Here is a 21,117-nt window from a genome sequence, read left to right on the forward strand (position 1 = left end):
TAATTAAATGCGTTTGCACCATTTTACAGGATTTACTGCGCGTCCTTTGTGGCGTATTTCAAAGTATAGACCAGAACTAGCTTGTCCGCCGCTTTGGCCAACTAAAGCAAGGGTTTCGCCTTCGCGTACCATGTCGCCTACATCTCTTAGCAGTGTTTGGGCATGACCATATAGGCTCATAAAACCTTCACCATGGTCTACAACAATTACCCAACCATAGCCCTTTAGCCAATCGGCAAATACAACTTGGCCATTATGTACGCTATTAATATTAGTGCCTTCTTTTGCACCAATTAATACGCCTTTCCAATCAATACCACCATGTTTACGTTGGCCGAATGTGTGCTCTAACTTGCCTTTGCTCGGCCAGTCCAATTTACCTTTGTTTTTATTTAGGCCCAGTAATTCAATTTTCTGTGTTTTTTCTTTTTCGAGCTCTTCAATTGTTGCTACCAAAGTTTGTTGGTTTTCTTTTAAATAGTTTATTGAACTTTTGGTGCTGTTGAGCTGAGCTTGTAAATTTTTAAGATTAGCTTGGCGTTCACTTTGTGCATTAAGCAATGCAGTTTGACGTCTTTTTTGCTCATCAAATAAAAGCGCTAGTTTTTCTTGTGTTTTAACAAGCTCTTTTTGGTTTTGTACTATTTGCTTTTGAAGGTCTTTTAGATCTTCAATTTGTTCAATACGGGCTTTATTTAAGTAGTTGTAATAACTAAGTGTGCGCTCAAATTTTGCAGTGTCTTCTTGATTTAACAGCATTTTAGAGTAGTCGTCGCCACCGGCCATATAGGCGCTTTTAAGTTGCGCGGCTAAAATTTTCTGAAATTGAGTGTGCTTTTTATCGAGCTCATCGGCTTTATTTTGTAGCTCTTTTTGCTGTGTTTTAGTTTCTTTTACTGATTGCTCTGCCATGTTAAGTGCTTTAGCATTTTTAGCTATATCGAGTTCATGGCTTTTTAGGTTTTTTTGTAGCGACGCTATTTTTTTTCTTTGGGCGTTATACTCAGCTTGGCTTTGCTCAAGTGCATTTTGAACTTCTGATAAGTCTTTTTTAGTACGATCTTCATTAGCAACTGCAGATGCAGTCACTAATGAAGTTAGTATTAAACCGCACTTAATTAACCGGTTAATACGTCTATTCATGTGTTATTTCAACATCATGATAGGCGTACCAGTCATTTCGCTTGGTTGCTCCATGCCCATTAAGTGAAGCATTGTAGGGGCTACATCGCTTAATGCTTTACCTTGCATAGGCTCTGCATCGCGACCAACATATATAAAATGTACCGGTTCACTAGTGTGGGCAGTATGCGCTTGGCCTGTTTTAAGATCAGCCATCTGCTCAGCATTACCATGATCGGCTGTTATTAGTGCTTCACCACCAAACTCTTCAAGTGCATCAACAACACGTCCGATACAGCTATCTACAGCTTCACAAGCTTTAACAGCAGCTTCAAATACACCAGAGTGACCAACCATATCGCCGTTAGGGTAGTTACAAATAATAGCATCGTATTTACCGCTTTTAATTGCTGCTACTAGTTTGTCGGTTAGCATTTCTGAGTTCATTTCAGGTTGTAAGTCGTAGGTTGCAACTTGCGGCGAAGGAATTAGCTCGCGTGTTTCGCCTTTAAATTCACTTTCGCGCCCGCCACTAAAGAAAAACGTAACGTGTGCGTACTTTTCGGTTTCTGAAATGCGAAGCTGTGTTTTGTTATTTTTTTCAAACCACTCACCAAGTACGTTTACTAACGGTGTTGAACCAAAGGCAATAGGTGCATCTATATCGGCTGCATACTCTGTCATCATTACAAATGCACTAAGCTCTGGCGTTCTTTTTCTTGCGAATCCATCAAAATCAGGCTCAACAAAAGCGCGAGTAATTTCGCGGGCTCTATCTGCTCTAAAGTTGGCAAAAATTAGAGTGTCGCCATCGTTTATTGAAGCAGGAGCGGCGCCTGTTGGTGTAATGGTTGTAGCGGCCACAAATTCGTCGTTTTCGTCGCGTTCGTACGCTGCATTAAGTGCCTCTACGCCGTTATCAAAATTAAAGTCACCTTCAGCTAATGCAATTACGTTGTAAGCTTTTTCTACGCGGTTCCAACGGTTGTCTCTGTCCATTGCGTAGTAGCGGCCAATAAGTGACGCCAAACGACCGCATTTAAGTTCGCTAAATAACGCTTCAATACGTTCGATTGACGCTTTAGCACTACGTGGAGGTGTATCGCGGCCATCTAAAAAGCCATGAAAGTAAACTTCTTTAGCGCCACGTTTTGCAGCAAGTTTTATGCTAGCAACTATGTGGTCTTCATGGCTATGCACACCACCTGGGCTTAAAAGACCCATTATGTGAACTGCTTTTCCTGCACTTACCGCTTTATCTATGTTTTCAACTAAGGCTGGGGTTGAATCAAATTCGCCATCGTTAATTGCTTTAGTGATACGGGTAAAATCTTGATAAACAATGCGACCAGCACCCAAGTTCACATGGCCAACTTCTGAGTTACCCATTTGACCATCAGGAAGACCAACATCTAAACCCGAAGCTGATATTAATGTGTGTGGCCGTGTGGCCCATAAATTGTCTAATACCGGTGTGTTAGCTGCAAGAATAGCATTACTTTGCGTATCTTCGCGGTATCCCCAACCGTCTAAAATCATTAATACCAGTGGTTTTTTATGCTCTGTCATAATAGCTCCTGAAAATTAGTATCTGTTGATGGATACTGTGCACCTAAAAGGTTTATTAGCGTGGTTTTAGCATACCGTGTTTTTAAGCTAGGATCAGCATTGAAAACAAGATATTAAATTTTTTCACTTATACCTCATTGACTAACCTGAACTCTGCTTGAGATAGATTTATTATCCAGAGTTCTTGTTAACTATATATGGGGGACTTTATCGTTTTTTAAACGTCTCTAAGTGCTCCTAAACTCGCATTTTAGGTTGGTTTGGGTATACTTGCGTGGCTAAAGTACAAAATCCTTAAAATATTAGGGCGTGTTGCACTTTGGTGGTTGAATTTGCAGCAGTATGTTTGGTTTTTAGGCAAGGCAGAGCCTATGAAGTGTGGTTACTCCCCATAAATAGGCGATAACGTAGCATAAATACCAAACATACGCTGCCCGTTGGGTTCTTTCTAGGGACTATTACCTCTTTGTTGCTCGGTTTTTACTTAGCCCACTAGGTTACAAATCTCGCGCCGCGATTTAATCGCCCCTAGATTGAACAAATTTCAATCCACAAAGGCCAACACGCCCTAGGTTTAAAACATAATTTCATAGTGGAAGTAGAATGGATCAATATATTGAATTTATTACAAATCATCCCATTTTAAGCCTTGCTTGGGTTGGTATTGTTTTCCTTATTGTTAGTGGCTGGATAAAGAGTAAGCTTTCAGCTGTTCGTCAAATAAATCCTCAGCAGCTTACGTTACTTATTAACCGTGATGACGGTCAAGTAATCGATATACGTGCGCAAAAAGAGTTTAATGCAGGGCGTATTTCTGGTGCTGAGCACTTAAGCCCAGAGAATGCGAAAAAATCTGACTTTTCAAGCCTTGAAAAGTACAAGACTAAACCCATTATAGTTGTATGTACTACAGGTATGACTGCCCAAGGTACTGCAGCCGCTATGAGTAAAGCTGGTTTTGAACGAGTTTACTTATTAGCAGGTGGCATGGGTGCGTGGCAATCTGCCAGCTTACCAACTACAACAGGTCGCTAATCAGTTTAGCTAGGCCGATAGAGGATTTATTATGAGTAATGTTGTTTTATACACCAAGGCGTATTGTCCATTTTGTCAGCGTGCTCTTTCGCTTTTAAACAGCAAAGGCGTTGAATACACAAATTATGATATTGGTGTACAGCCTGAGCTACGCGATGAAATGATTGCCAAAGCAGGTGGTGCAAGCACAGTACCGCAAATTTTTATTAATGATGAACATATCGGTGGCTGCGACGACATGATGGCTATTGAAGCGCAAGGTAAACTTGACGCTAAGCTAAACGCTTAATTTAATTATAATAACGAACAAGTTAGGAATAACAATGAACGAAGAAAATCAAAACGTAGCAGCTGCAGAAGCCGGCGCACAATTTACTATTCAACGTATTTACACTAAAGATGTATCGTTTGAAACGCCAAACTCTCCGGCCATTTTTCAAAAAGAATGGACGCCAGAAGTTAAGCTAGACCTAGATACACGCTCTAACAAACTAGACGAAGGTGTATTTGAAGTTGTTTTAGCGCTAACTGTAACCGCTTCTCTTGGTGAAGAAACTGCGTTCTTATGTGAAATTCAACAAGCAGGTATTTTTACTATTGCTGAAGTTGAAGAAGTGCAACTTGCGCACATGCTAGGTGCATTTTGTCCTAACGTGTTGTTCCCATATGCACGTGAAGCTGTTTCAAACCTTGTTAACCGTGGTACTTTCCCACAGCTTAACCTTGCGCCAGTTAATTTTGATGCATTATTTGCACAATACATGCAACAACGTACTGCGCAAGCTGACCAGGCTTCAGCAGACGCATAACTTATGAGTACAGCAACTACAGCTGTTACTGTATTAGGGGCGGGGTCTTACGGCACCGCCCTTGCTATTTGTTTAGCCCGAAATGGTCACCATGTGACACTTTGGGGACGAAATAGCGACGACGTTGCCACGCTTGCAGCTGAGCGGAAAAATCAACGTTACTTACCTGATGCTCCTTTTCCAGATACTCTTACTCTTGAAGCTAACTTACAACATGCCGTTGCTAGCAGCGCTATTGTACTTGTTGTTGTGCCAAGCCATGCTTTTGGCGACACACTTGCGCAGATCAAACCTGCATTGCAAGACGGTGCCAAAGTAGCGTGGGCAACTAAAGGGCTTGAGCCTAATACTGGACGTTTGTTACAAGAAGTGGCTTTGCAAGAATTGGGTGATGATATTCCACTTGCGGTACTGTCGGGCCCTACGTTTGCAAAAGAAATGGCGATGGGCTCACCTACAGCTATTTCAGTGTCTTCTACGTCGCCTGAATTTGCTCAGCAGCTCGCTGATTTACTTCATTGTGGTCGCTCATTCCGTGTGTATAACAATGATGATTTTATTGGTATACAGCTCGGTGGTGCGGTTAAGAATGTAATTGCCATTGGTGCCGGTATTTCGGACGGTGTTGGTTTTGGCGCTAATGCGCGTACCGCACTTATCACCCGAGGCCTTGCAGAGCTTACTCGTTTAGGTTGCGCTCTTGGTGCTAAGCCAGAAACCTTCATGGGGATGGCAGGCCTTGGCGATTTAATACTAACGTGTACAGATAACCAATCACGTAATCGTCGATTTGGTTTAGCGTTAGGTAAAGGCGAAAGCGTTGACGCTGCTATTGAATCAATTGGTCAAGTAGTTGAAGGCTTTAGAAATACCAAAGAAGTGTATTTATTAGCGCAGCGTAGCGGTGTAGAAATGCCGATTACCGAGCAAATTTATAAAGTGCTTTATGAAAATAAAGATATGAAAGAAGCTGCAATGGCGCTATTAGGCCGAGAGCAACGTTCTGAATAATTTTATAAGCGTTTATAAAACTAAAAAACCGACGTTATGTCGGTTTTTTGTTGTTTAGCTCAAAGCTATTTACTGCGCGTTAGGAAAACCCAACTGGCGCCACGACTCGTAGACAAACACAGCTACTGCGTTTGACAAGTTCATGCTGCGGCTATTGGCTTGCATAGGAATACGCACACGCTGCTCTTTTGGCAGTGCTTGGATCATATCGTCAGGCAAGCCGCGAGTCTCTGGGCCAAATACCAAGCAGTCACCCGCTTCGTAACTTGCTTCATGGTGAAACTGACTACCTTTGGTTGTACATGCATATATTTTTTTTGGTTTACATTTTTCAAGGTAATCTTCAAATGAGGCATGGCGTTGAACATGACTAAATTCATGATAATCAAGTCCTGCACGTTTCACGCGCTTATCGTCCCACTCAAAACCTAGCGGCTCAATTAAATGTAATGCATAGCCGGTATTGGCACATAGGCGAATAATATTACCAGTGTTAGGCGGTATTTCAGGTTGGTATAAAACAATATCCAGCATAATGAGCCTTATAAAATAATCTGTAGTTTGACGAAGGGCAGTATACACGAAACCTTTTAAAAAAATGATATACTCACACTATTGAATACTCCTAATTATCGGATTAAAACGTGCATAACCGTAGCTACGAATTTTGGGTTAAAACTTCAAGCATTGTTACCATGGTAATGGTTAGTTTAATGATTGGCGCAAAAACATGGGCCTGGCTGGCTTCTGGCTCTGCCTCAATGCTTGGCTCGTTAACTGATTCGTTAATGGATATTACTGCCACCGCCATGAGTTTTTTAGTGTTAGGTTACGCACTGCGCCCAGCAGATGATGACCATAGGTTTGGGCACGGTAAAGCTGAAGCACTTGCTGGACTTGGGCAAGCCGCGTTTATTGCAGGCTCAGGTTGCCTACTTGCTTTTCATGGTATTGAGCGATTATTTAACCCTATACAGTTAAGCCATTCTTTATTAGGTGTGTGGGTAAGCATTTTTGCTATTGCGTGTACGTTGGTCATTGTATTTGTACAAAACAAGGTGGTTAAATACACCGATTCAATTGCTATAAAAGCCGACTCAGTACATTACAAAGGTGATTTAATATTAAATGCCGCTGTGCTATTAGCTATTTTGTTAGCTTATTATGGTGTGTTGTATGCCGATCCTGTTTTTGCGATAGGTGTAGCGGGTTACTTACTTTATAACAGCTGGGATATTGCTCGCGATAGTGCCGATCATTTAATGGATAAAGAACTGCCAGATGATGAAAAGCAAAGCATATTTGATATAGCCAGAGCCCATGCTGATGTACATGGTGTGCATGATATTCGTACTCGCCAAGGCGGAAAAGTTAAGTTTATCCAAATGCACTTAGAGCTTGATGATCATTTAAGTTTGATTCGCGCGCACAATGTGGCTGATGAAGTAGAGGCAATGCTTAGCGAACGTTTTGAGTCTGAGGTAGATATACTGATCCACCTCGACCCTTTGTCGGTACTTATTAAGCCGTCACCGACTCACAAAACTGATACAAGCTCTTAAGCAATGGCTGGCGTATTTCATCACGTTCAAAAAACAGCTCGTGTTTAGCGCCTTCAAAGCTTTTAAGTACCGTGTTTACGTGCCTGTTTGCTAATTTATATTGGGCATTGTTATCAACCACTTCGTCGTTTTGTGCACTGGCAATATAAAGTGGAATAGTCACACTTAAGTTATCCACCGAAGTTATAAATGCAAACGTCGCATTTAGCCAGCCGTAAGTAACACCGCCAAGCTGTAGTAATGGCTCTTCTTGATATGTTTGCCTAAATAGCTCGTAACGCACTGGGCTGCTGGTTAATACATTTGTAGCAAACTCATCGGGTATGTAATCGGTTTGCCCTAGTGCGTAATTGTCTTTTTGACCCAAAAGGGTAGCGGTACTTGCTATTAATTTAGCTAAAGGCTTTGGTGTGTTTTTTGTATAAATATCAAGCATAGGCGCTGATAAAAACGCGCCACTAAAATTGTGTTCAAAATGCGCAAGGTAATCAAAAGCAATAGCGCCGCCCATTGAATGACTCACTAATACCTTTTTACCTTGCCAATGAGTATCCACTATTTGTGTATTAAATACGTTTAGGTCTGCGCTGTAATCTTTAAATTCATTAACATGGCCTTTGTGCTTATTTAGTAGGTGGCGATAAGAGCGGCCTTGTCCTTGGTGATCGGCTATGAATATGGCAAAATTATTGTTATACAGCTCCCATAACAACTCTTTATATTTATCTAACCCTTCAAGGCGCCCAGAGCTTATTACAATGGCATTTTTGGCTTTATCTGGTATGGCATAAGCATAAAATAATTGCCCGTTAGGCGTATCTAAATAAGCTTTAATTAGCGTATTTTTATAAAAGTTATTAATTGTTATTTGATTACTTTTAAGCTCACGCTCACTACTATAAAACATGCTTTACTCTTTTATTAATGGCAAGGTTATATTAGCACACAAGCCACCTAGTTCTTTATTTGATAATACTAAACTGCCGCCATGCGCAGTAATAGCATTTTTAGCAATCGCCAGACCTAACCCCGTGCCACCACTTACGCGATCCCGCGCATCTGATTGCCTAAAAAAGGGCTCGCAAAGCTTACTCAGTTGGTCATTTGGCACACCAGAGCCATCATCACATATTTCTATATAAATGGCATCTGTGTGCTTTAGAGTAATGCTAATCGTATTATTTGCGTATTTAATGGCGTTGCGAAGTAGGTTTTCAAGCGCACTGGCAATAAGGCCTTCGTCGCAATTAATATTTACGTCTACAGCGCCCACTATATTTAGCTGCTTATTATTTTGTTTTGCTTCAAACTGCGCATCGTTAATAACGTGATCTACAATTATTTGTAATGATTGTTTTTGCAGTGAAAGCGCTTGGCTTTTTGCTTCTAAGCGAGAAACTTGCAGCACGTCGGCAATCATCTTATCGAGTTGGTTTGCTTCTTTTTCTATGCGTAATAAATACGATTGGCTAACGTCGTTAGCTTGCATTTGTGCAAGCCCGGTAGCCATTTTTAAACGTGTAAGAGGCGATCGTAATTCATGTGATATGTCGGCTAATAAGCGTTTTTGTGAACTAATTAAAAGCTCTAACTGATTAGCCATGCTGTTAAAATCTCGCCCTAGTATTCCCAGCTCATCTTTTCGGTTTACAGAAATGTCGGCTCTTGCGCTTAGGTTACCCGCTGATAGTTTAATTGCCGCTTTTTTAAGACTATTTATAGGGGCTATTAAATTACGGCTAAATACAAAGCTTAAAATAAGAGATGCAACAATTGCGATGACTATTTTCATCCAATTAGGCATAAGCTTAAAGCGCATTATTAGTGGGGGTTGATGGTTAATATCTATTTCATAAAGATAAAAACTCCCTTCAGGCACGTTTATATTAACAGGGCCGAAGGCTTGATATTTTTCAGTGAAAATAATTTGCGGTGACATATTTTGAGTGAAGTTTAATAAACTTAAGTCGATGCTCTCTGGCACCTCTTTACTACTAAGAGAGTCCTCGCTTTGAGCTGCGCTTAAGTATAAAAGTTTACGCTTTGATAGGCGAGGGTGTACTAATATTTCGCTTAGGCTGCGCTTATGTTTAATAGCAGTGCGCTCAATACTTTTGGCGGTGTATATTAGGTTTTTTTTCATTGGGCCATAAAGTGGCTCGTTAGATACCGCATTAATAGCGGTTATATTACTTAAAAATATAAGCGCTGCTACGGTGCCGATTATAGTTAACCAAAACCAAATAAATACTTTAAAAAACAGGTAGTGCCCAGGGTGTTTTAACCAAGCAAAGTAAGTGCTTTTATTCGCCTTGGATAAAGACATAACCCGTACCTCGCATTGTTTTAATTCGCTCACCTGGAATATGCTCAGCTATTTTTTTACGGATATTACTTACATGCATATCGATAGAGCGATCAAAAGAAGCTAAACGCCTGCCTAGTACTTCTTCGCTAATTTGCTCTTTACTAACCACTTCGCCTGCATTTTTACACAATAGCGTGAGTATTTCGTACTCTGTACCAGTAAGGGTCAGTGTAGAGCCGTCGATTGAAGCCTCTCGCGCAGCAAGGTTAACAGTAATACCATTAACGAGTAACTTATTCGTTGTAGCTGCATTTAAGCTATTAATGTGCTCTATACGGCGTGTTATCGCTTTTACGCGGGCTAGTAATTCACGATGATTAAAAGGCTTTGGAATGTAATCATCAGCGCCTAGCTCTAGGCCAAAAATACGGTCAAAGTCTTCACCTTTTGCAGTAAGCATTATGACCGGTGTGAGTTTTGTTTGCCTAAGTTGTTTAAGCACTTCAAAACCATCAAGCGTTGGTAGCATTACATCTAGCAATATAAGGGCGTAGTCATTTGCTTGTGCTAGTTTAAGGCCTTGCTCACCGTCGTGTACGCTTTGTATTTCAAACCCTTGGGCAGTTAAATATTCACTTAATAGCTCGCAAAGGCCAGTGTCGTCATCAATCATTAATAGTTTCATTTACAAACCCTTAGAGTTGTTTATAGCGTTATTTTACCCGCTAAATAGTGCAAAGGTGAATCTTTACACAACCTTTACACTGCTTTGCGTTACTTTGCATTGAGTTAGGTATAGTTAACTCAGTTGATTAAGCAGTTACAAACAACCGAACTGAACCAATAGTTAAACCAAATAATTAAGGTAATGATTATGACTAAATTAAACACACTTTCAAAATTAGTACTTATCTGTGGCTTAGCAACAGCAACGCTTGGTGCTGGTAGCGTATTAGCTAAAGGCGACGGACATAAACAAGGCCATTCTCAAGCTCGCTTTTTACTTTCTGAGCGCGGCGTTGAAAAATTAAGCTTAACAGATGAGCAGCAAACTAAGCTAAAAGCTATTTTTGAAGCGCAAAAAACACAAATGAAAGCGTTGCGTGGCGACGATAAAGAAGCCCGTAAAGCGATGCGTGAAGCGCATAAAGCTAAAATGGATGCGTTACTTTCGGCGGCAACATTTGACGAAAATGCAGCAAAAGAGCTATTAAATGAACGCCGCGAAAAAGGTGAGCAATTTGGTTTAATTAAACTAAAAACGCAGCACCAAGTAATGCAAGTTCTTAACGCTGAGCAAAAAGAGAAGTTTGCTAAAATGCAAAAGCGTATGAATAAAAAGCATCGTAAGCAAAAAGACTAATCGTTCAATTATATTGAACACTAAAAAGCCAGCATCGCGCTGGCTTTTGTGCTTTTAAATGAAAAGTTCAGCGTTTATTTAAAAAAGTCATCTTCATTTTTAGCCAGCATAGCTTCAATATCTTCAATCATGTCTTGGCTAAACTCTTCTGCGGACGTGATTGGTGCAGAAATTCTGTTATTTTCAAACGACCATTCACCTAAATCAATTAGCTGACAGCGTTTTGAGCAAAAAGGACGAAATGGGCTTTGCTCTGACCATTCAACTTTAGTTTTACAGGTTGGGCAGTTTACAATAGTAGGCATAATTTACTCTTTACAATCTTTTTCTGCATTTTACATTACTTAGATATGAGTCTCTAGGTATAAGTAAGGCTCTGAATTTAGTGTTCAGAACCTTATCACTTTTACTATGGACCTTTAAAAATTAGTCACACGATTAATTTCACCAAGGGATGTAAGGCCATCGGCTGCTTTGCGTAAACCAGATAAACGTAAATTATTAAATCCGGCTTTAAGTGAAACGTCAGCTATTTCAAGCGAGTTACCACCGCGCATAATAATTTGGGCAATTTCAGGGGTAATTTGCATTACTTCGTAAATACCCACTCGGCCTTTATAACCATCGGTACAGCTATCACACCCTTTAGGCGTATATAACGTCATTTCTTCAATTTGCTTGGCGCTAAATCCTTGGCGAGCCAGTTCTTCACTCGGAAGTTGTTCTGGCGTTTTACATTTAGGGCACAAACGACGTGCTAAACGCTGGGCTATAATTAAGCTGATCGAACTTGCTACGTTATAAGCCGGCACACCCATATTTAATAAACGGGTGATTGTTTCCGGCGCTGAGTTTGTATGCAATGTTGATAAAACCAAGTGACCTGTTTGCGCCGCTTTTATTGATATTTCTGCGGTTTCTAGGTCACGTATTTCACCTACCATAACTACATCAGGATCTTGACGTAAAAATGCACGCAGTGCATTGGCAAAAGTCATATCGGCTTTAATGTTAATTTGTACTTGGTTTACACCTTCAAGGTTAATCTCAACCGGATCCTCCGCAGTACTAATATTTCGCTCTGGCTGATTTAATATATTTAAACCTGTGTATAGCGATACTGTTTTACCAGAACCGGTTGGCCCTGTTACAAGTATCATCCCTTGAGGCTGGGCAAGCGCGTCCATGTAGAGCTTTTTCTGCTCAGGCTCATAGCCTAATACATCAATGCCTAACATAGCGCTTGATGAATCAAGGATACGCATTACTATTTTTTCGCCCCACAAGGTAGGCATGGTACTTACACGAAAATCGATACTTTTGCGTTCAGTAATTTTTAGCTTTATACGACCATCTTGTGGTTTGCGTTTTTCGGCAATATCAAGTCGCGACATTACTTTAATACGCGCAGAAAGCTTGGTGGCTAATGTATTAGGTGGGCTTGCCACTTCATGCAAAATGCCATCAATACGAAAGCGAATACGGTACTTGTGCTCGTATGGCTCAAAATGTAAATCAGAGGCGCCTTTTTTAATGGCATCCATTAAAATTTTGTTGATGTATACGATGATAGGCGCATCATCTTTATCGTCATCTTGTGGTGCTGTATCTCTTTGACTTTCTGAGTCTAAATCAGCAAATTCTTGAAACTCGTCATCAGTTAGATTTAAGCTGCCAGTGGCATCTAGCAATTGCTCAATTTTGTTATCGAGTTGAATATAATCAACAACAACAATTTCGCATGAAAGACCGGTACTAAACTCAAAGTTTTCGAATGCGCCGTAATCTGTTGGGTCTGATGCTGCTATATAAACTTTTCGATCTTTTTGAACAAGCGGTAAAATGTGATGTTTACGTATGAGTTTTTCTTTTACGAGATCGGCCGGGATTCTTGTAGGATCAAAGTCTTTTAAATCAAAATAAGGTACGCGAAACAAATCAATACATTGTTCAGCTAAATCTTTACTATCGATTTTTCCACATTTAGAAATAAGCTCAGCTGTTGAGGCAAATTCATTTTGTTTGTTTTTAACCGTGTCGGCATCAATGCGGCCAAGGGTTATAAATTTTCTCAATAACGGTGAGTTAATATTCATTGCGCACCTGTTTTATTCCTTCAATAGTAAGCAATTTATCAGAAAAAAGAAGGTGATTACATCACCTTTCATTCTTTGTTGTGATTTTACTAACTAAAATACGAGTTTGTGTGAGTTAGGACAGTGTTAATGTGAGTTAGTTTTGTTGTGTAATGCATATTGTAGGTACTTTTTATGAAGATCAACAAGTTCTATATGCACTAGGTTTAAACTACGGTCGTTATCTAAAACATCATCCGCTTTTTGCTGTTTATCGGCACGTGACATTTGCGAGGCAATAATACTTTTAACTTGCTCAATACTTGTGTTGTCACGTTTTGTTGTACGCGCTATTTGTACTGAGGTTGGTACGTCAATAAGTAAGGTATGGTCGCAATATTTATCAAGGTTGTTTTCAAATAATAAAGGCGCTACTAAAACAACATAAGGGCTAGTTGCATTATTTAAATCGTTTAGTATTTTTATCCGTATAAGAGGGTGCAGCAACGCATTAAGCCATTCTTTGTCACTGTTGTTAGTAAATATTTTTGCGCGCAATTCTGCTCTATTTATTGTGCCATCAGGCAATAAAATATCTTTGCCAAAGTGGGCTGTAATCGCTTTTAGCCCTTTGCTATTTGGGAGTACTACTTCACGCGCAATTATATCGGCATCAACTATTGTAATACCAAGTTCTTCAAACATATTGCTTACGGCTGTTTTACCACAGCCAATACCACCTGTTAAACCTAATACCCAGCTGTTTACTTTAGTTATTTGTTCACTCATTTTAATAACCAATTAAATTAAAATAAGCGCCTTGAATTTGGTTGCCCCAAAGCATTGCAATCCAGCCAGCTATCGCTAAATAAGGCCCAAAAGGGATAGGGGTCGCTTTGTCTTTACCTTGTATACTTAACAGTGCAATACCTATAATGGCACCCACTACGCTCGAAAGCAGAATAATAGTAAGTAATGACTGCCAGCCAAGTAATGCCCCAAATACAGCGAGTAGTTTAAAATCGCCATAGCCCATGCCTTCTTTTCCGGTTAGTAACTTAAATAACCAAAACACGCTCCACAAACTTAAATAACCGCAAGCCGCACCAATAATGGCATCGGTTGGTGTAATTGTGTAACCCATTACAGAGGCAATAAGTGCAAGCCATACAAGCGGAAGTGTAAGTTGATCTGGCAGCAGCATGTGGTCAATATCAATAAAGGTCAGTGCTACTAAAATCCACGTTACAAAAATATATAATAAAGCTTGCTCGGTCGCACCAAAGCTATAGGCAACAATTAAACTTAATAGGGCAGTAATTAACTCTACAGCAGGGTAACGAGCCGAAATAGGATTACTGCAGCTTGCACATTTACCTTTAAGTGCTAACCAACTAATAATAGGAATATTCTGCCAAGGCTTAATGGCATTTTTGCATTTAGGGCAGGTAGAATTGGGTTTTACTAAGTTAAAAGGCTCATTACTGCTTGGCTTAGAGTTACCTGGTTTAGGGGGATTTTTATTAAGCTCATCATCTAGCAATATACGGCATTCGCTTTGCCACTCACGTTGCATCATCAGCGGTAAGCGATAAATAACTACATTTAAAAAACTACCAATACATAAACTAATTAAGCCAATAGTGGTTAAATAAAACCACAGCTGGCTTTGCATTACTTCTATAATACTTTGCATTTGTTTACCTAAAACTAAAAATTCTTTAATAACACAATTAGGAAGGCGCGATATAAAATCGCTGCTACATGTGCGGCCCTTTAAAATCGCAAGGTTGCTTATATTTTTCCAAAGAAATTAAATCACAGAGCCAAGTTGGAAAATAGGTAAGTACATGGCAACAATCAAACCACCAACAAGTACACCAAGTACAGCCATAATAAGTGGCTCAAGCAAGCTCGATAGGCCATCAACTGCATCATCAACTTCTTGCTCGTAAATAGTGGCTACTTTTGCGAGCATGCCATCTAGTGAGCCAGACTCCTCACCAATTGCGACCATTTGTATTACCATATCAGGGAATATTTTTGAGTTACGCATTGCCCAGTTCATTTGATTACCAGAGCTAACCTCTGCTTTAATATCTAAAATAGCGTAACGATAAACAGCATTACCTGAAGCGCCTGCAGCAGAATCAAGCGCATCAACCAACGGCACACCAGCAGCAAACGTAGTCGAAAGAGTTCGTGCATAGCGAGCAACAGCCGCTTTATTTAAAATCATGCCAATAACAGGGAGCTTAAGTATAGCTCGGTCGGTTGCATCTCTTAATTTTAAACTTCGCAGTTTTGCTTCTTTAAACGCGTATCCAAAAGCAAACATTCCAATAAGAATCACCCACCAATACGCTTGCATGAAGTCAGATATACCAATTACAAATAAAGTAAATGCAGGAAGTTCAGCACCAAAACCTGCAAAAATATCTTGGAACTGGGGTACTACAAATATTAATAATATGGAGGTAACAATACCTGCAATAACTAATACCGAAATAGGGTAAAACATGGCTTTTTTAATTTTTGACTTTAATGCTTCAGACTTTTCTTTATAAATAGCAACACGATCAAATATTCTATCAAGCGCACCCGATTGCTCGCCCGATGCTACTAGGTCACAATATAAATCATCAAAGTAGCGGGGGTGTTTTCTAAGCGCTGTAGATAATGGTTGACCCGCTTTTACTTCATCGGCAATAGTCTCCATTAGTTTCCTGATACTTTTATTAGTCGAACCAGTACCAATCATTTCAATTGATTGTATTAGCGGAACGCCCGCCATCAACATAGTTGCTATTTGGCGAGTAACGAGAGCGATATCCTTTGGCGTTATTTTTTGAACACTTTGAATGCCAAATAATGGTTTTGCTTTACGCTTTACTTTTGAGGGAGTGATACCTTGCTTGCGAAGCTGAGCTTTTACTAATGCAATACTATTCCCGGTAAGCTCACCTTCAAGTTTTTTCCCTCGGGCACTTACACCGACCCACTGAAAAGTATCGAGGCCTTTATCTTGTTGTTTTTTTGCCATTAAGAGTACCCAGCTGAATTTGGTTTAAAACTTCATTATTATAAGCATAACTTAAACTAATGATTCTTGGTAGAAAAGTTAGTCGCTTTAAAATCGTTGCCCAACAGACCAAAACCTAGGTCCGTAAATATAGCCCTTATCAGGGTCAATATTATTATAAATACTTATCGCTTTTTGTAAGTAAAGGTACCATGCAAAAATAAATAAAATGGCTATTAAAGCTTTTAAGTATTTATTTATGGAAATGCTTTGGTTGTTTTTTTTATTAATTCTTCCAAGTAGCAACCCCCACATGATAAATAAGAGTGTTTGCGAAACCGGCATTACATGCACACCAGAAAATAGTGAGTATGTAATTCCTATAGCAAAAGAATAAAAGAGACTTTCAGTAATGATATCTTTTTTATGACATTTCAAATGTGTTATAGCTTTTTTAAAGGTTGTACAAACAACTGCTAAAATACATATAAGAGCGATAAGACCCCATTCATTTAAAATTTCAATTAACGAATTATGAGGATGGCTAAAAGGAGCTGAACTCCCAAGTGACATTTCAAACACTCCAGGACCATTGCCTATAAATAAATGCTTTAAAGATAGGCTTGAAATAGTATTAAACCATAAATCAATACGGCCCGAGGTGGATGTTCGTAGTATTTCGGCCCCCCCTTTATTTAATGAGTCCAGAGCATAAAAAGCAATGCAACTTAATATCAAACAGGCTAATGCAATAAACACTTGTTTTTTTAATGTTGTTTTTAAAGCAAGAGCAAAAATAGAGAAAGCTAAAAATGAGAGTAAAGCCCCACGAGCTTGCCCAATAAATATAAGTAATAAGTTTAAAAATAAAATAATAAATACAACACGCTGAATGCTTTTAAACCTTAGGAGTAGCACCAAAAATGGAAGAATAAACACCTGTACTTGGTTAAAAAAACGAATGTTAATAAAACCGGAGTAGATTATGTAGGGGTTTAAGGGCTGTTGTTCAAATAGCGTAAAAATTATATTAAGTAGGCATATTAAAATGAGGCTTGTATGAGTTATCAGTAATGCATAAATAATAAATAAAATAGATTTTTTATTATTTATAGTACCTACATAACACATAGTTAAAATAAGTAGACTTATATGAAATGTGTAAAGTAAGCTAAAACTTTGCTCCGCACTCATTAATGCAGATGAATAACCACAAAAGATAAAAACCGAAAATAATATTCCATTTTTTTTGTTTAGTGCCAGCTTAAAAGTAGGCTCTTTATTGCCTATAAAAGAAGTAAGCCCTATAAGGCTCATACTAAGTAAAAAAGCTATTTGGGTGATACGTTGGTGATTATGGTAATCGTATGAAATTATGGGTATTAAAGGTATTAGCGTACATAGAAAAAACAAGCTGATAAGCGATGATTTTATTATTTTTACTATATTCATAAATGCTGATTCTTACGCATTAAAAAAGCGCCAAATTAGGCGCTTTTGGTAATCAATAAATGATTAAGAATGAGGACAGCTTTTAGGAGCTAAAGCTTTGCCTTCGGCGCTAGTTATAGCAGATGTTACACATGACCACTCTCCAGTCGAGCTGCGGTTCCATGTAAGTATCGCTCCAGAGACTTGTGTTGGAGCGCTTACTATTTCACAAGCAATTGATGTTGCTGTCGTAGAAATTGTACAGTTTTTAGTTGGTGATTTAAGTCCAATTACATCAAGAGTTGGAGCACCTGCTTCACCGTTGTTTTTTGCTATTTCAAAACCAGTTCTACCAGCTGATATTTCAGCTAAACCCGCAGTTAATTTAGATGTAGCTTGGTAGTTTGAGTAAGCAGGCAATGCAATTGCAGCAAGAATACCGATGATTGCTACTACAATCATTAATTCAATTAGGGTGAAACCCTGTTGTTTTTGAGTCATTGTTTTCATGTTTCCTCTCCTAAAGGATAGATTTTTGTAACTTAAATCACTTAAGCGGCAAAATGCCTCACTTAATTTAACTGATTTACTTTACGGTTTTACTTAAAATTAATTTTATTACACTTTAGCTTTAGAGTATGAAACACAAAAGCCGTATGTGAATTCATTATGTTTAGTACTAACTATAAAAGTTTACTAAGTGCACTACATGTTGTAGCAACAAATAGTATAGGCATAAAGTAAGTAGTTTAGTTGCTTTAGTTTTTAATTTTATTTTTAAAAATAAAGAACAACTAAAGGTTCTAGTTATTTATGATTAACTTTTAAATAAAAGTAATAAAACAGTATTAGTCTACCATTTTATTTCAGTAATTAGCACGTACATTTTCTATAAAAACCACTTTATTTAACAAAATGTTACAAAGTAAGCCTTTCGGGTTATTTAATGCTTTTTTGCTTAATTTGTCAACTGATTAGAGATTTTAAAGTTTTTCAGTAGCTTTAAAATTGCTCAAAACGCATCGATAAATCGATTGATTGTAAGTTTTTTGTTAACGCCCCGCTTGATATAAAATCGACGCCTGCTTGTGAATAAGTTTTGAGCGTTTCTAGGGTCATATTGCCTGAAACCTCTAATTTGGCACGCTTATTTGTTAAAACTACGGCTTGTTTAATTTGCTCTACGCTAAAGTTGTCGAGCATTATTATATCGGCGCCGGCATCAATAGCTTGCTTAAGTTCTGGGAGTGATTCTACTTCTACTTCGACAGGTTTGTTTGGGTGATTTTGTTTAGCTTGAGCAACGGCTTTGTTTATTGTGCCACAAGCCGCTATATGATTTTCTTTAATTAAAAATGCGTCAAATAAACCAATACGGTGATTTGCACCCCCGCCACATTTTACTGCGTATTTTTGAAGAGCGCGCATACCAGGTATGGTTTTGCGTGTATCGAGTAGTTGCGTTGTTGTGCCGCTTAGCTCTTTTACATAATGTGCTGTAGTAGTTGCAGTGCCTGACAGAGTTTGTACAAAGTTAAGTGCAGTACGTTCGGCAGTGAGTATCGAACGTGCTGAACCAATAGCGGTAAATAACGTGCTGTTTGCTTTAACCGCGTCGCCATCATTTATAAGTACGTTAACCTTAACGCTTGGGTCTACTTGTTTGAATACTTCAAGAATGATGTCTTTTCCGCAAAAAATGCAGTCTTCGCGAGTGATTACTTTGGCGTTGGCTTGCTCGCTCTGAGGGATAAGCTGCGCGGTAATATCTCCGTCTTGAGCTGTTTGATAATTTAAATCTTCGTCGAGTGCAAGAGTGACAAGTTGGCTAACTAAAGAGTGCGGGATAGACATAATAAAAGCTCATAAGCGTTAATAAATTAAGCAAATTTTACTATGTTTATAAAAGAAAGAGAAGCGATTGCCTTTTCGCTAATATAAAGATAAGCGCTTGAAGTAGATTCGTACCTACGTATGGGTTTGAATTATCTGTAGGTGAGGTTTTATACCTCGCTTGTTACTATCATTTTTTTAATAAATCCATTAGCATCAGTGCTATGTATATCTTGATATTTATATAATAAACGTATCATGAAAATAGATTTAGACGGTGTTTTAAGTACGGTAGCGCAGCGGCCTTGTTCGCATTTTGATGAGCGCCCTGATGAGGCTGATATTTCTTTATTGGTGATTCACAATATATCATTGCCAGCAGGGCAGTTTGGTACACCTTTCGTTGATGAGTTATTTATGGGTAGCATTGACTGCAATGCTCATCCGAGTTTTAGTGACTTAAAAAATTTACGTGTATCGGCCCATTGCTTTATAAAGCGCACCGGTGAGGTTATACAATATGTGCCTTTTGAAAAGCGTGCTTGGCATGCTGGGCAATCTGAGTTTGAGGGGGTACCTGCTTGTAATAACTTTAGCATTGGCATTGAGCTTGAAGGTACCGACACCACGCCATATTCTTTAGCGCAGTACAAAACATTAACTATTATTAGTAAATCTATAATGCAACGCTATCCAAAAATTACCCCTTCGCGTATTGTTGGGCATTGCGATATTGCCCCTGGGCGTAAAACCGATCCTGGCAGTAGCTTTAATTGGCCATTGTTTTTTAATATGCTTGAACAACTAAGTTGAGAGAGTTATTCCCATGATTTTAGTTTCTATAATAATTGCATTAATACTAGAGCGCTTAGGAGCTCGGTCTAATTACTGGCAGATAAGTTATTACGCAAATGGTTATTTAAATCGCTCTAATAAATTACTTGGTGATAAGGGCTTATTTAGCTCAGCACCGGGCTTTTTAATTTGGCTTTTACTTCCAGTGATTGCGATGGCACTAATTTATTGTTTGTCAGATTTTGTATTGTGGCAGTTGGGCATTAATATCGCGGTGCTTTTGGTTTGCTTTGGTTGTGCTAAGCAGCGTGCTTTATATAAGTCGTACTTGAATGCGTTAACGCGAGATGATGGTACTGCTGCATCTTTATATGCGTTGCAAATAGGTCAAAAGCGTACAGAAGACGAAGAAAGTGGCGAAACCTTTGGGCAAACATTGGCATGGGTAAACTTTAGATTTTACTGCGCGGTTATTTTTTGGTTTGTTGCTTTAGGCGCGCCAGGTGCGGTTTTATATGCGCTGGTACGTACTTTAGCTGATTTAGTACGAGAAGATCATAAAGTAATATTTGCTAAGCGTTTTAAACTTATACATAAACTATTGTTTTGGCTCGACTGGTTACCTGCACGCATTACAAGCTTTGGTTATTTAGTAATAGGTAACTTTAATAAAGGCACAAGCTGTTGGCTACGTTACGTACTTAACTTTAAATCTCCAAACCGAGAAGTAGTAACATGTACTGCGCTGGCTGCAGAGCAAGTTGAAAAGCGTTATTACGGCTGTACCTACGAGGCCACTTGTATGATTAAGCTTGTTAAGCGCAATGTATTATTTTACTTAGTACTTATAGCACTACTTACATTATTTGGTGGACTGTCTTAAGTTAATACCTTTTTAATAAAGTACCTTATGCAATGTAAGGTGCTTTAATCTCTTCCTGCAATTTTTAAACACAATAAAATAGAGCTAATATTCTAATTCCTTCTGGTCAGACCAATTGTTTTCATCCTATTAACGTTATAACAATTTTTGTAAATTGCGCATTGTTTAATCTTCGTTCAAAATGCGTTACGCTACTTTAATTGCTCAAGTTACCTGTAAATTGACAGCTAATAAGGTTTTTGATACCGTATTGAAAATTTTTGGTATGACCAATTTACCTTTTGGGTAAATCATACTAC

At 38.8% G+C, this 21,117-nt stretch carries 22 protein-coding genes; 8 read left to right on the forward strand and 14 right to left on the reverse strand.

Annotated features, from left to right (window positions below; translation table 11 throughout):
* Nucleotides 1-3: 3 nt before the first annotated feature.
* Both I6F42_RS07070 and gpmM read right to left on the reverse strand, forming a co-directional pair.
* A complete protein-coding gene (locus I6F42_RS07070; protein ID WP_010553361.1) occupies nucleotides 4-1,143 on the reverse strand; it encodes a murein hydrolase activator EnvC in 1,140 nt (379 codons plus the stop codon).
* A gap of 3 nt (nucleotides 1,144-1,146) precedes the next feature.
* Nucleotides 1,147-2,691: a 2,3-bisphosphoglycerate-independent phosphoglycerate mutase gene (gene gpmM, locus I6F42_RS07075; RefSeq protein WP_007582830.1), complete on the reverse strand. Its 1,545-nt coding sequence runs from the start codon at nucleotides 2,689-2,691 to the stop codon at nucleotides 1,147-1,149.
* Between the two features lie 603 nt (nucleotides 2,692-3,294).
* Here gpmM and I6F42_RS07080 point away from each other — a divergent pair.
* The 4 genes from I6F42_RS07080 to gpsA are packed head-to-tail and all read left to right on the forward strand — an operon-like array spanning nucleotide 3,295 to nucleotide 5,546.
* Nucleotides 3,295-3,726, forward strand: a complete 432-nt coding sequence (locus tag I6F42_RS07080) for a rhodanese-like domain-containing protein (RefSeq protein WP_002957784.1) — start codon at nucleotides 3,295-3,297, stop codon at nucleotides 3,724-3,726.
* A 31-nt stretch (nucleotides 3,727-3,757) separates the two neighbouring features.
* Nucleotides 3,758-4,015, forward strand: a complete 258-nt coding sequence (gene grxC, locus I6F42_RS07085) for a glutaredoxin 3 (protein WP_002957783.1) — start codon at nucleotides 3,758-3,760, stop codon at nucleotides 4,013-4,015.
* 34 nt (nucleotides 4,016-4,049) lie between these two features.
* Nucleotides 4,050-4,535 carry a protein-export chaperone SecB gene (gene secB, locus I6F42_RS07090; protein ID WP_010553360.1) on the forward strand — a complete coding sequence of 162 codons (486 nt, stop codon included), beginning with the start codon at nucleotides 4,050-4,052 and terminating at the stop codon, nucleotides 4,533-4,535.
* A 3-nt stretch (nucleotides 4,536-4,538) separates the two neighbouring features.
* The gene (gpsA, locus tag I6F42_RS07095) at nucleotides 4,539-5,546 is read left to right on the forward strand and encodes an NAD(P)H-dependent glycerol-3-phosphate dehydrogenase (protein ID WP_007582822.1); all 1,008 of its coding nucleotides are present in this window, start codon (nucleotides 4,539-4,541) and stop codon (nucleotides 5,544-5,546) included.
* Between the two features lie 69 nt (nucleotides 5,547-5,615).
* Here the strand turns inward: gpsA and trmL are convergent, their stop codons facing one another.
* Entirely contained in the window at nucleotides 5,616-6,080 is a 465-nt protein-coding gene (gene trmL, locus I6F42_RS07100) for a tRNA (uridine(34)/cytosine(34)/5-carboxymethylaminomethyluridine(34)-2'-O)-methyltransferase TrmL (protein WP_007582820.1), read from the reverse strand.
* 161 nt (nucleotides 6,081-6,241) lie between these two features.
* Between trmL and I6F42_RS07105 the strand changes: the two genes are divergently transcribed.
* A complete protein-coding gene (locus I6F42_RS07105; RefSeq protein WP_197151708.1) occupies nucleotides 6,242-7,108 on the forward strand; it encodes a cation diffusion facilitator family transporter in 867 nt (288 codons plus the stop codon).
* On the opposite strand, the gene I6F42_RS07110 is transcribed toward I6F42_RS07105, so the two are convergent.
* Genes I6F42_RS07110 through I6F42_RS07120 form a run of 3 tightly spaced genes read right to left on the reverse strand, consistent with a single transcriptional unit; the run spans nucleotide 7,068 to nucleotide 10,101 of the window.
* The gene (locus tag I6F42_RS07110; protein WP_197151592.1) at nucleotides 7,068-8,015 is read right to left on the reverse strand and encodes an alpha/beta fold hydrolase; all 948 of its coding nucleotides are present in this window, start codon (nucleotides 8,013-8,015) and stop codon (nucleotides 7,068-7,070) included. The two genes, I6F42_RS07105 and I6F42_RS07110, sit on opposite strands and share 41 nt — an antisense overlap.
* Before the next feature lie 3 nt (nucleotides 8,016-8,018).
* Nucleotides 8,019-9,434: an ATP-binding protein gene (locus I6F42_RS07115; protein WP_197151594.1), complete on the reverse strand. Its 1,416-nt coding sequence runs from the start codon at nucleotides 9,432-9,434 to the stop codon at nucleotides 8,019-8,021.
* Nucleotides 9,412-10,101, reverse strand: a complete 690-nt coding sequence (locus I6F42_RS07120; RefSeq protein ID WP_197151597.1) for a response regulator — start codon at nucleotides 10,099-10,101, stop codon at nucleotides 9,412-9,414. The genes I6F42_RS07115 and I6F42_RS07120 overlap by 23 nt, the downstream gene beginning before the upstream one ends.
* Nucleotides 10,102-10,290: 189 nt before the next feature.
* On the opposite strand from I6F42_RS07120, the gene I6F42_RS07125 reads away from it, so the two are divergent.
* On the forward strand, nucleotides 10,291-10,779 hold the full coding sequence (locus I6F42_RS07125) for a periplasmic heavy metal sensor (protein WP_197151599.1): 489 nt from the start codon (nucleotides 10,291-10,293) through the stop codon (nucleotides 10,777-10,779).
* A gap of 74 nt (nucleotides 10,780-10,853) precedes the next feature.
* Here I6F42_RS07125 and yacG read toward each other — a convergent pair whose 3' ends face one another.
* The 8 genes from yacG to nadC all read right to left on the reverse strand — a co-directional run bounded on the left by yacG (nucleotide 10,854) and on the right by nadC (nucleotide 19,161).
* On the reverse strand, nucleotides 10,854-11,084 hold the full coding sequence (gene yacG / locus I6F42_RS07130) for a DNA gyrase inhibitor YacG (protein WP_007586146.1): 231 nt from the start codon (nucleotides 11,082-11,084) through the stop codon (nucleotides 10,854-10,856).
* A gap of 114 nt (nucleotides 11,085-11,198) precedes the next feature.
* Complete coding sequence (gene pilB / locus I6F42_RS07135; protein WP_197118243.1) at nucleotides 11,199-12,875, reverse strand: type IV-A pilus assembly ATPase PilB; 1,677 nt, start codon at nucleotides 12,873-12,875, stop codon at nucleotides 11,199-11,201.
* Between the two features lie 126 nt (nucleotides 12,876-13,001).
* Nucleotides 13,002-13,643, reverse strand: a complete 642-nt coding sequence (coaE, locus tag I6F42_RS07140; RefSeq protein WP_197151602.1) for a dephospho-CoA kinase — start codon at nucleotides 13,641-13,643, stop codon at nucleotides 13,002-13,004.
* A gap of 1 nt (nucleotide 13,644) precedes the next feature.
* Nucleotides 13,645-14,550 carry an A24 family peptidase gene (locus I6F42_RS07145; protein ID WP_197151605.1) on the reverse strand — a complete coding sequence of 302 codons (906 nt, stop codon included), beginning with the start codon at nucleotides 14,548-14,550 and terminating at the stop codon, nucleotides 13,645-13,647.
* A gap of 117 nt (nucleotides 14,551-14,667) precedes the next feature.
* Nucleotides 14,668-15,897, reverse strand: coding sequence for a type II secretion system F family protein (locus I6F42_RS07150; RefSeq protein ID WP_169044340.1), 1,230 nt, complete (start codon nucleotides 15,895-15,897; stop codon nucleotides 14,668-14,670).
* Between the two features lie 87 nt (nucleotides 15,898-15,984).
* Nucleotides 15,985-17,328: an O-antigen ligase gene (locus tag I6F42_RS07155; RefSeq protein ID WP_197151606.1), complete on the reverse strand. Its 1,344-nt coding sequence runs from the start codon at nucleotides 17,326-17,328 to the stop codon at nucleotides 15,985-15,987.
* 63 nt (nucleotides 17,329-17,391) lie between these two features.
* The gene (locus I6F42_RS07160) at nucleotides 17,392-17,817 is read right to left on the reverse strand and encodes a pilin (protein WP_197151607.1); all 426 of its coding nucleotides are present in this window, start codon (nucleotides 17,815-17,817) and stop codon (nucleotides 17,392-17,394) included.
* Between the two features lie 492 nt (nucleotides 17,818-18,309).
* Nucleotides 18,310-19,161, reverse strand: coding sequence for a carboxylating nicotinate-nucleotide diphosphorylase (gene nadC / locus I6F42_RS07165; protein ID WP_197151608.1), 852 nt, complete (start codon nucleotides 19,159-19,161; stop codon nucleotides 18,310-18,312).
* Nucleotides 19,162-19,398: 237 nt separating this feature from the next.
* Between nadC and ampD the strand changes: the two genes are divergently transcribed.
* Nucleotides 19,399-19,953, forward strand: coding sequence for a 1,6-anhydro-N-acetylmuramyl-L-alanine amidase AmpD (gene ampD, locus I6F42_RS07170; protein WP_197151609.1), 555 nt, complete (start codon nucleotides 19,399-19,401; stop codon nucleotides 19,951-19,953).
* Between the two features lie 13 nt (nucleotides 19,954-19,966).
* Nucleotides 19,967-20,818 carry a beta-lactamase regulator AmpE gene (gene ampE / locus I6F42_RS07175; RefSeq protein WP_197151610.1) on the forward strand — a complete coding sequence of 284 codons (852 nt, stop codon included), beginning with the start codon at nucleotides 19,967-19,969 and terminating at the stop codon, nucleotides 20,816-20,818.
* The last annotated feature ends 299 nt before the right edge of the window (nucleotides 20,819-21,117 follow it).

The sequence above is a fragment of the Pseudoalteromonas sp. SWYJZ12 genome, from assembly GCF_015864395.1.
In the GTDB taxonomy this organism is placed as follows: Bacteria; Pseudomonadota; Gammaproteobacteria; order Enterobacterales; family Alteromonadaceae; genus Pseudoalteromonas; species Pseudoalteromonas arctica.

What these genes read in the sequence shown, in the direction of transcription:
- I6F42_RS07070 (WP_010553361.1), bottom strand. Translation starts at nt 1,143, where the DNA reads ATGAATAGACGTATTAACCGGTTAATTAAGTGCGGTTTAATACTAACT.
- gpmM (WP_007582830.1), bottom strand. Translation starts at nt 2,691, where the DNA reads ATGACAGAGCATAAAAAACCACTGGTATTAATGATTTTAGACGGTTGG.
- I6F42_RS07080 (WP_002957784.1), top strand. Translation starts at nt 3,295, where the DNA reads ATGGATCAATATATTGAATTTATTACAAATCATCCCATTTTAAGCCTT.
- grxC (WP_002957783.1), top strand. Translation starts at nt 3,758, where the DNA reads ATGAGTAATGTTGTTTTATACACCAAGGCGTATTGTCCATTTTGTCAG.
- secB (WP_010553360.1), top strand. Translation starts at nt 4,050, where the DNA reads ATGAACGAAGAAAATCAAAACGTAGCAGCTGCAGAAGCCGGCGCACAA.
- gpsA (WP_007582822.1), top strand. Translation starts at nt 4,539, where the DNA reads ATGAGTACAGCAACTACAGCTGTTACTGTATTAGGGGCGGGGTCTTAC.
- trmL (WP_007582820.1), bottom strand. Translation starts at nt 6,080, where the DNA reads ATGCTGGATATTGTTTTATACCAACCTGAAATACCGCCTAACACTGGT.
- I6F42_RS07105 (WP_197151708.1), top strand. Translation starts at nt 6,242, where the DNA reads ATGGTAATGGTTAGTTTAATGATTGGCGCAAAAACATGGGCCTGGCTG.
- I6F42_RS07110 (WP_197151592.1), bottom strand. Translation starts at nt 8,015, where the DNA reads ATGTTTTATAGTAGTGAGCGTGAGCTTAAAAGTAATCAAATAACAATT.
- I6F42_RS07115 (WP_197151594.1), bottom strand. Translation starts at nt 9,434, where the DNA reads ATGTCTTTATCCAAGGCGAATAAAAGCACTTACTTTGCTTGGTTAAAA.
- I6F42_RS07120 (WP_197151597.1), bottom strand. Translation starts at nt 10,101, where the DNA reads ATGAAACTATTAATGATTGATGACGACACTGGCCTTTGCGAGCTATTA.
- I6F42_RS07125 (WP_197151599.1), top strand. Translation starts at nt 10,291, where the DNA reads ATGACTAAATTAAACACACTTTCAAAATTAGTACTTATCTGTGGCTTA.
- yacG (WP_007586146.1), bottom strand. Translation starts at nt 11,084, where the DNA reads ATGCCTACTATTGTAAACTGCCCAACCTGTAAAACTAAAGTTGAATGG.
- pilB (WP_197118243.1), bottom strand. Translation starts at nt 12,875, where the DNA reads ATGAATATTAACTCACCGTTATTGAGAAAATTTATAACCCTTGGCCGC.
- coaE (WP_197151602.1), bottom strand. Translation starts at nt 13,643, where the DNA reads ATGAGTGAACAAATAACTAAAGTAAACAGCTGGGTATTAGGTTTAACA.
- I6F42_RS07145 (WP_197151605.1), bottom strand. Translation starts at nt 14,550, where the DNA reads ATGCAAAGTATTATAGAAGTAATGCAAAGCCAGCTGTGGTTTTATTTA.
- I6F42_RS07150 (WP_169044340.1), bottom strand. Translation starts at nt 15,897, where the DNA reads ATGGCAAAAAAACAACAAGATAAAGGCCTCGATACTTTTCAGTGGGTC.
- I6F42_RS07155 (WP_197151606.1), bottom strand. Translation starts at nt 17,328, where the DNA reads ATGAATATAGTAAAAATAATAAAATCATCGCTTATCAGCTTGTTTTTT.
- I6F42_RS07160 (WP_197151607.1), bottom strand. Translation starts at nt 17,817, where the DNA reads ATGAAAACAATGACTCAAAAACAACAGGGTTTCACCCTAATTGAATTA.
- nadC (WP_197151608.1), bottom strand. Translation starts at nt 19,161, where the DNA reads ATGTCTATCCCGCACTCTTTAGTTAGCCAACTTGTCACTCTTGCACTC.
- ampD (WP_197151609.1), top strand. Translation starts at nt 19,399, where the DNA reads ATGAAAATAGATTTAGACGGTGTTTTAAGTACGGTAGCGCAGCGGCCT.
- ampE (WP_197151610.1), top strand. Translation starts at nt 19,967, where the DNA reads ATGATTTTAGTTTCTATAATAATTGCATTAATACTAGAGCGCTTAGGA.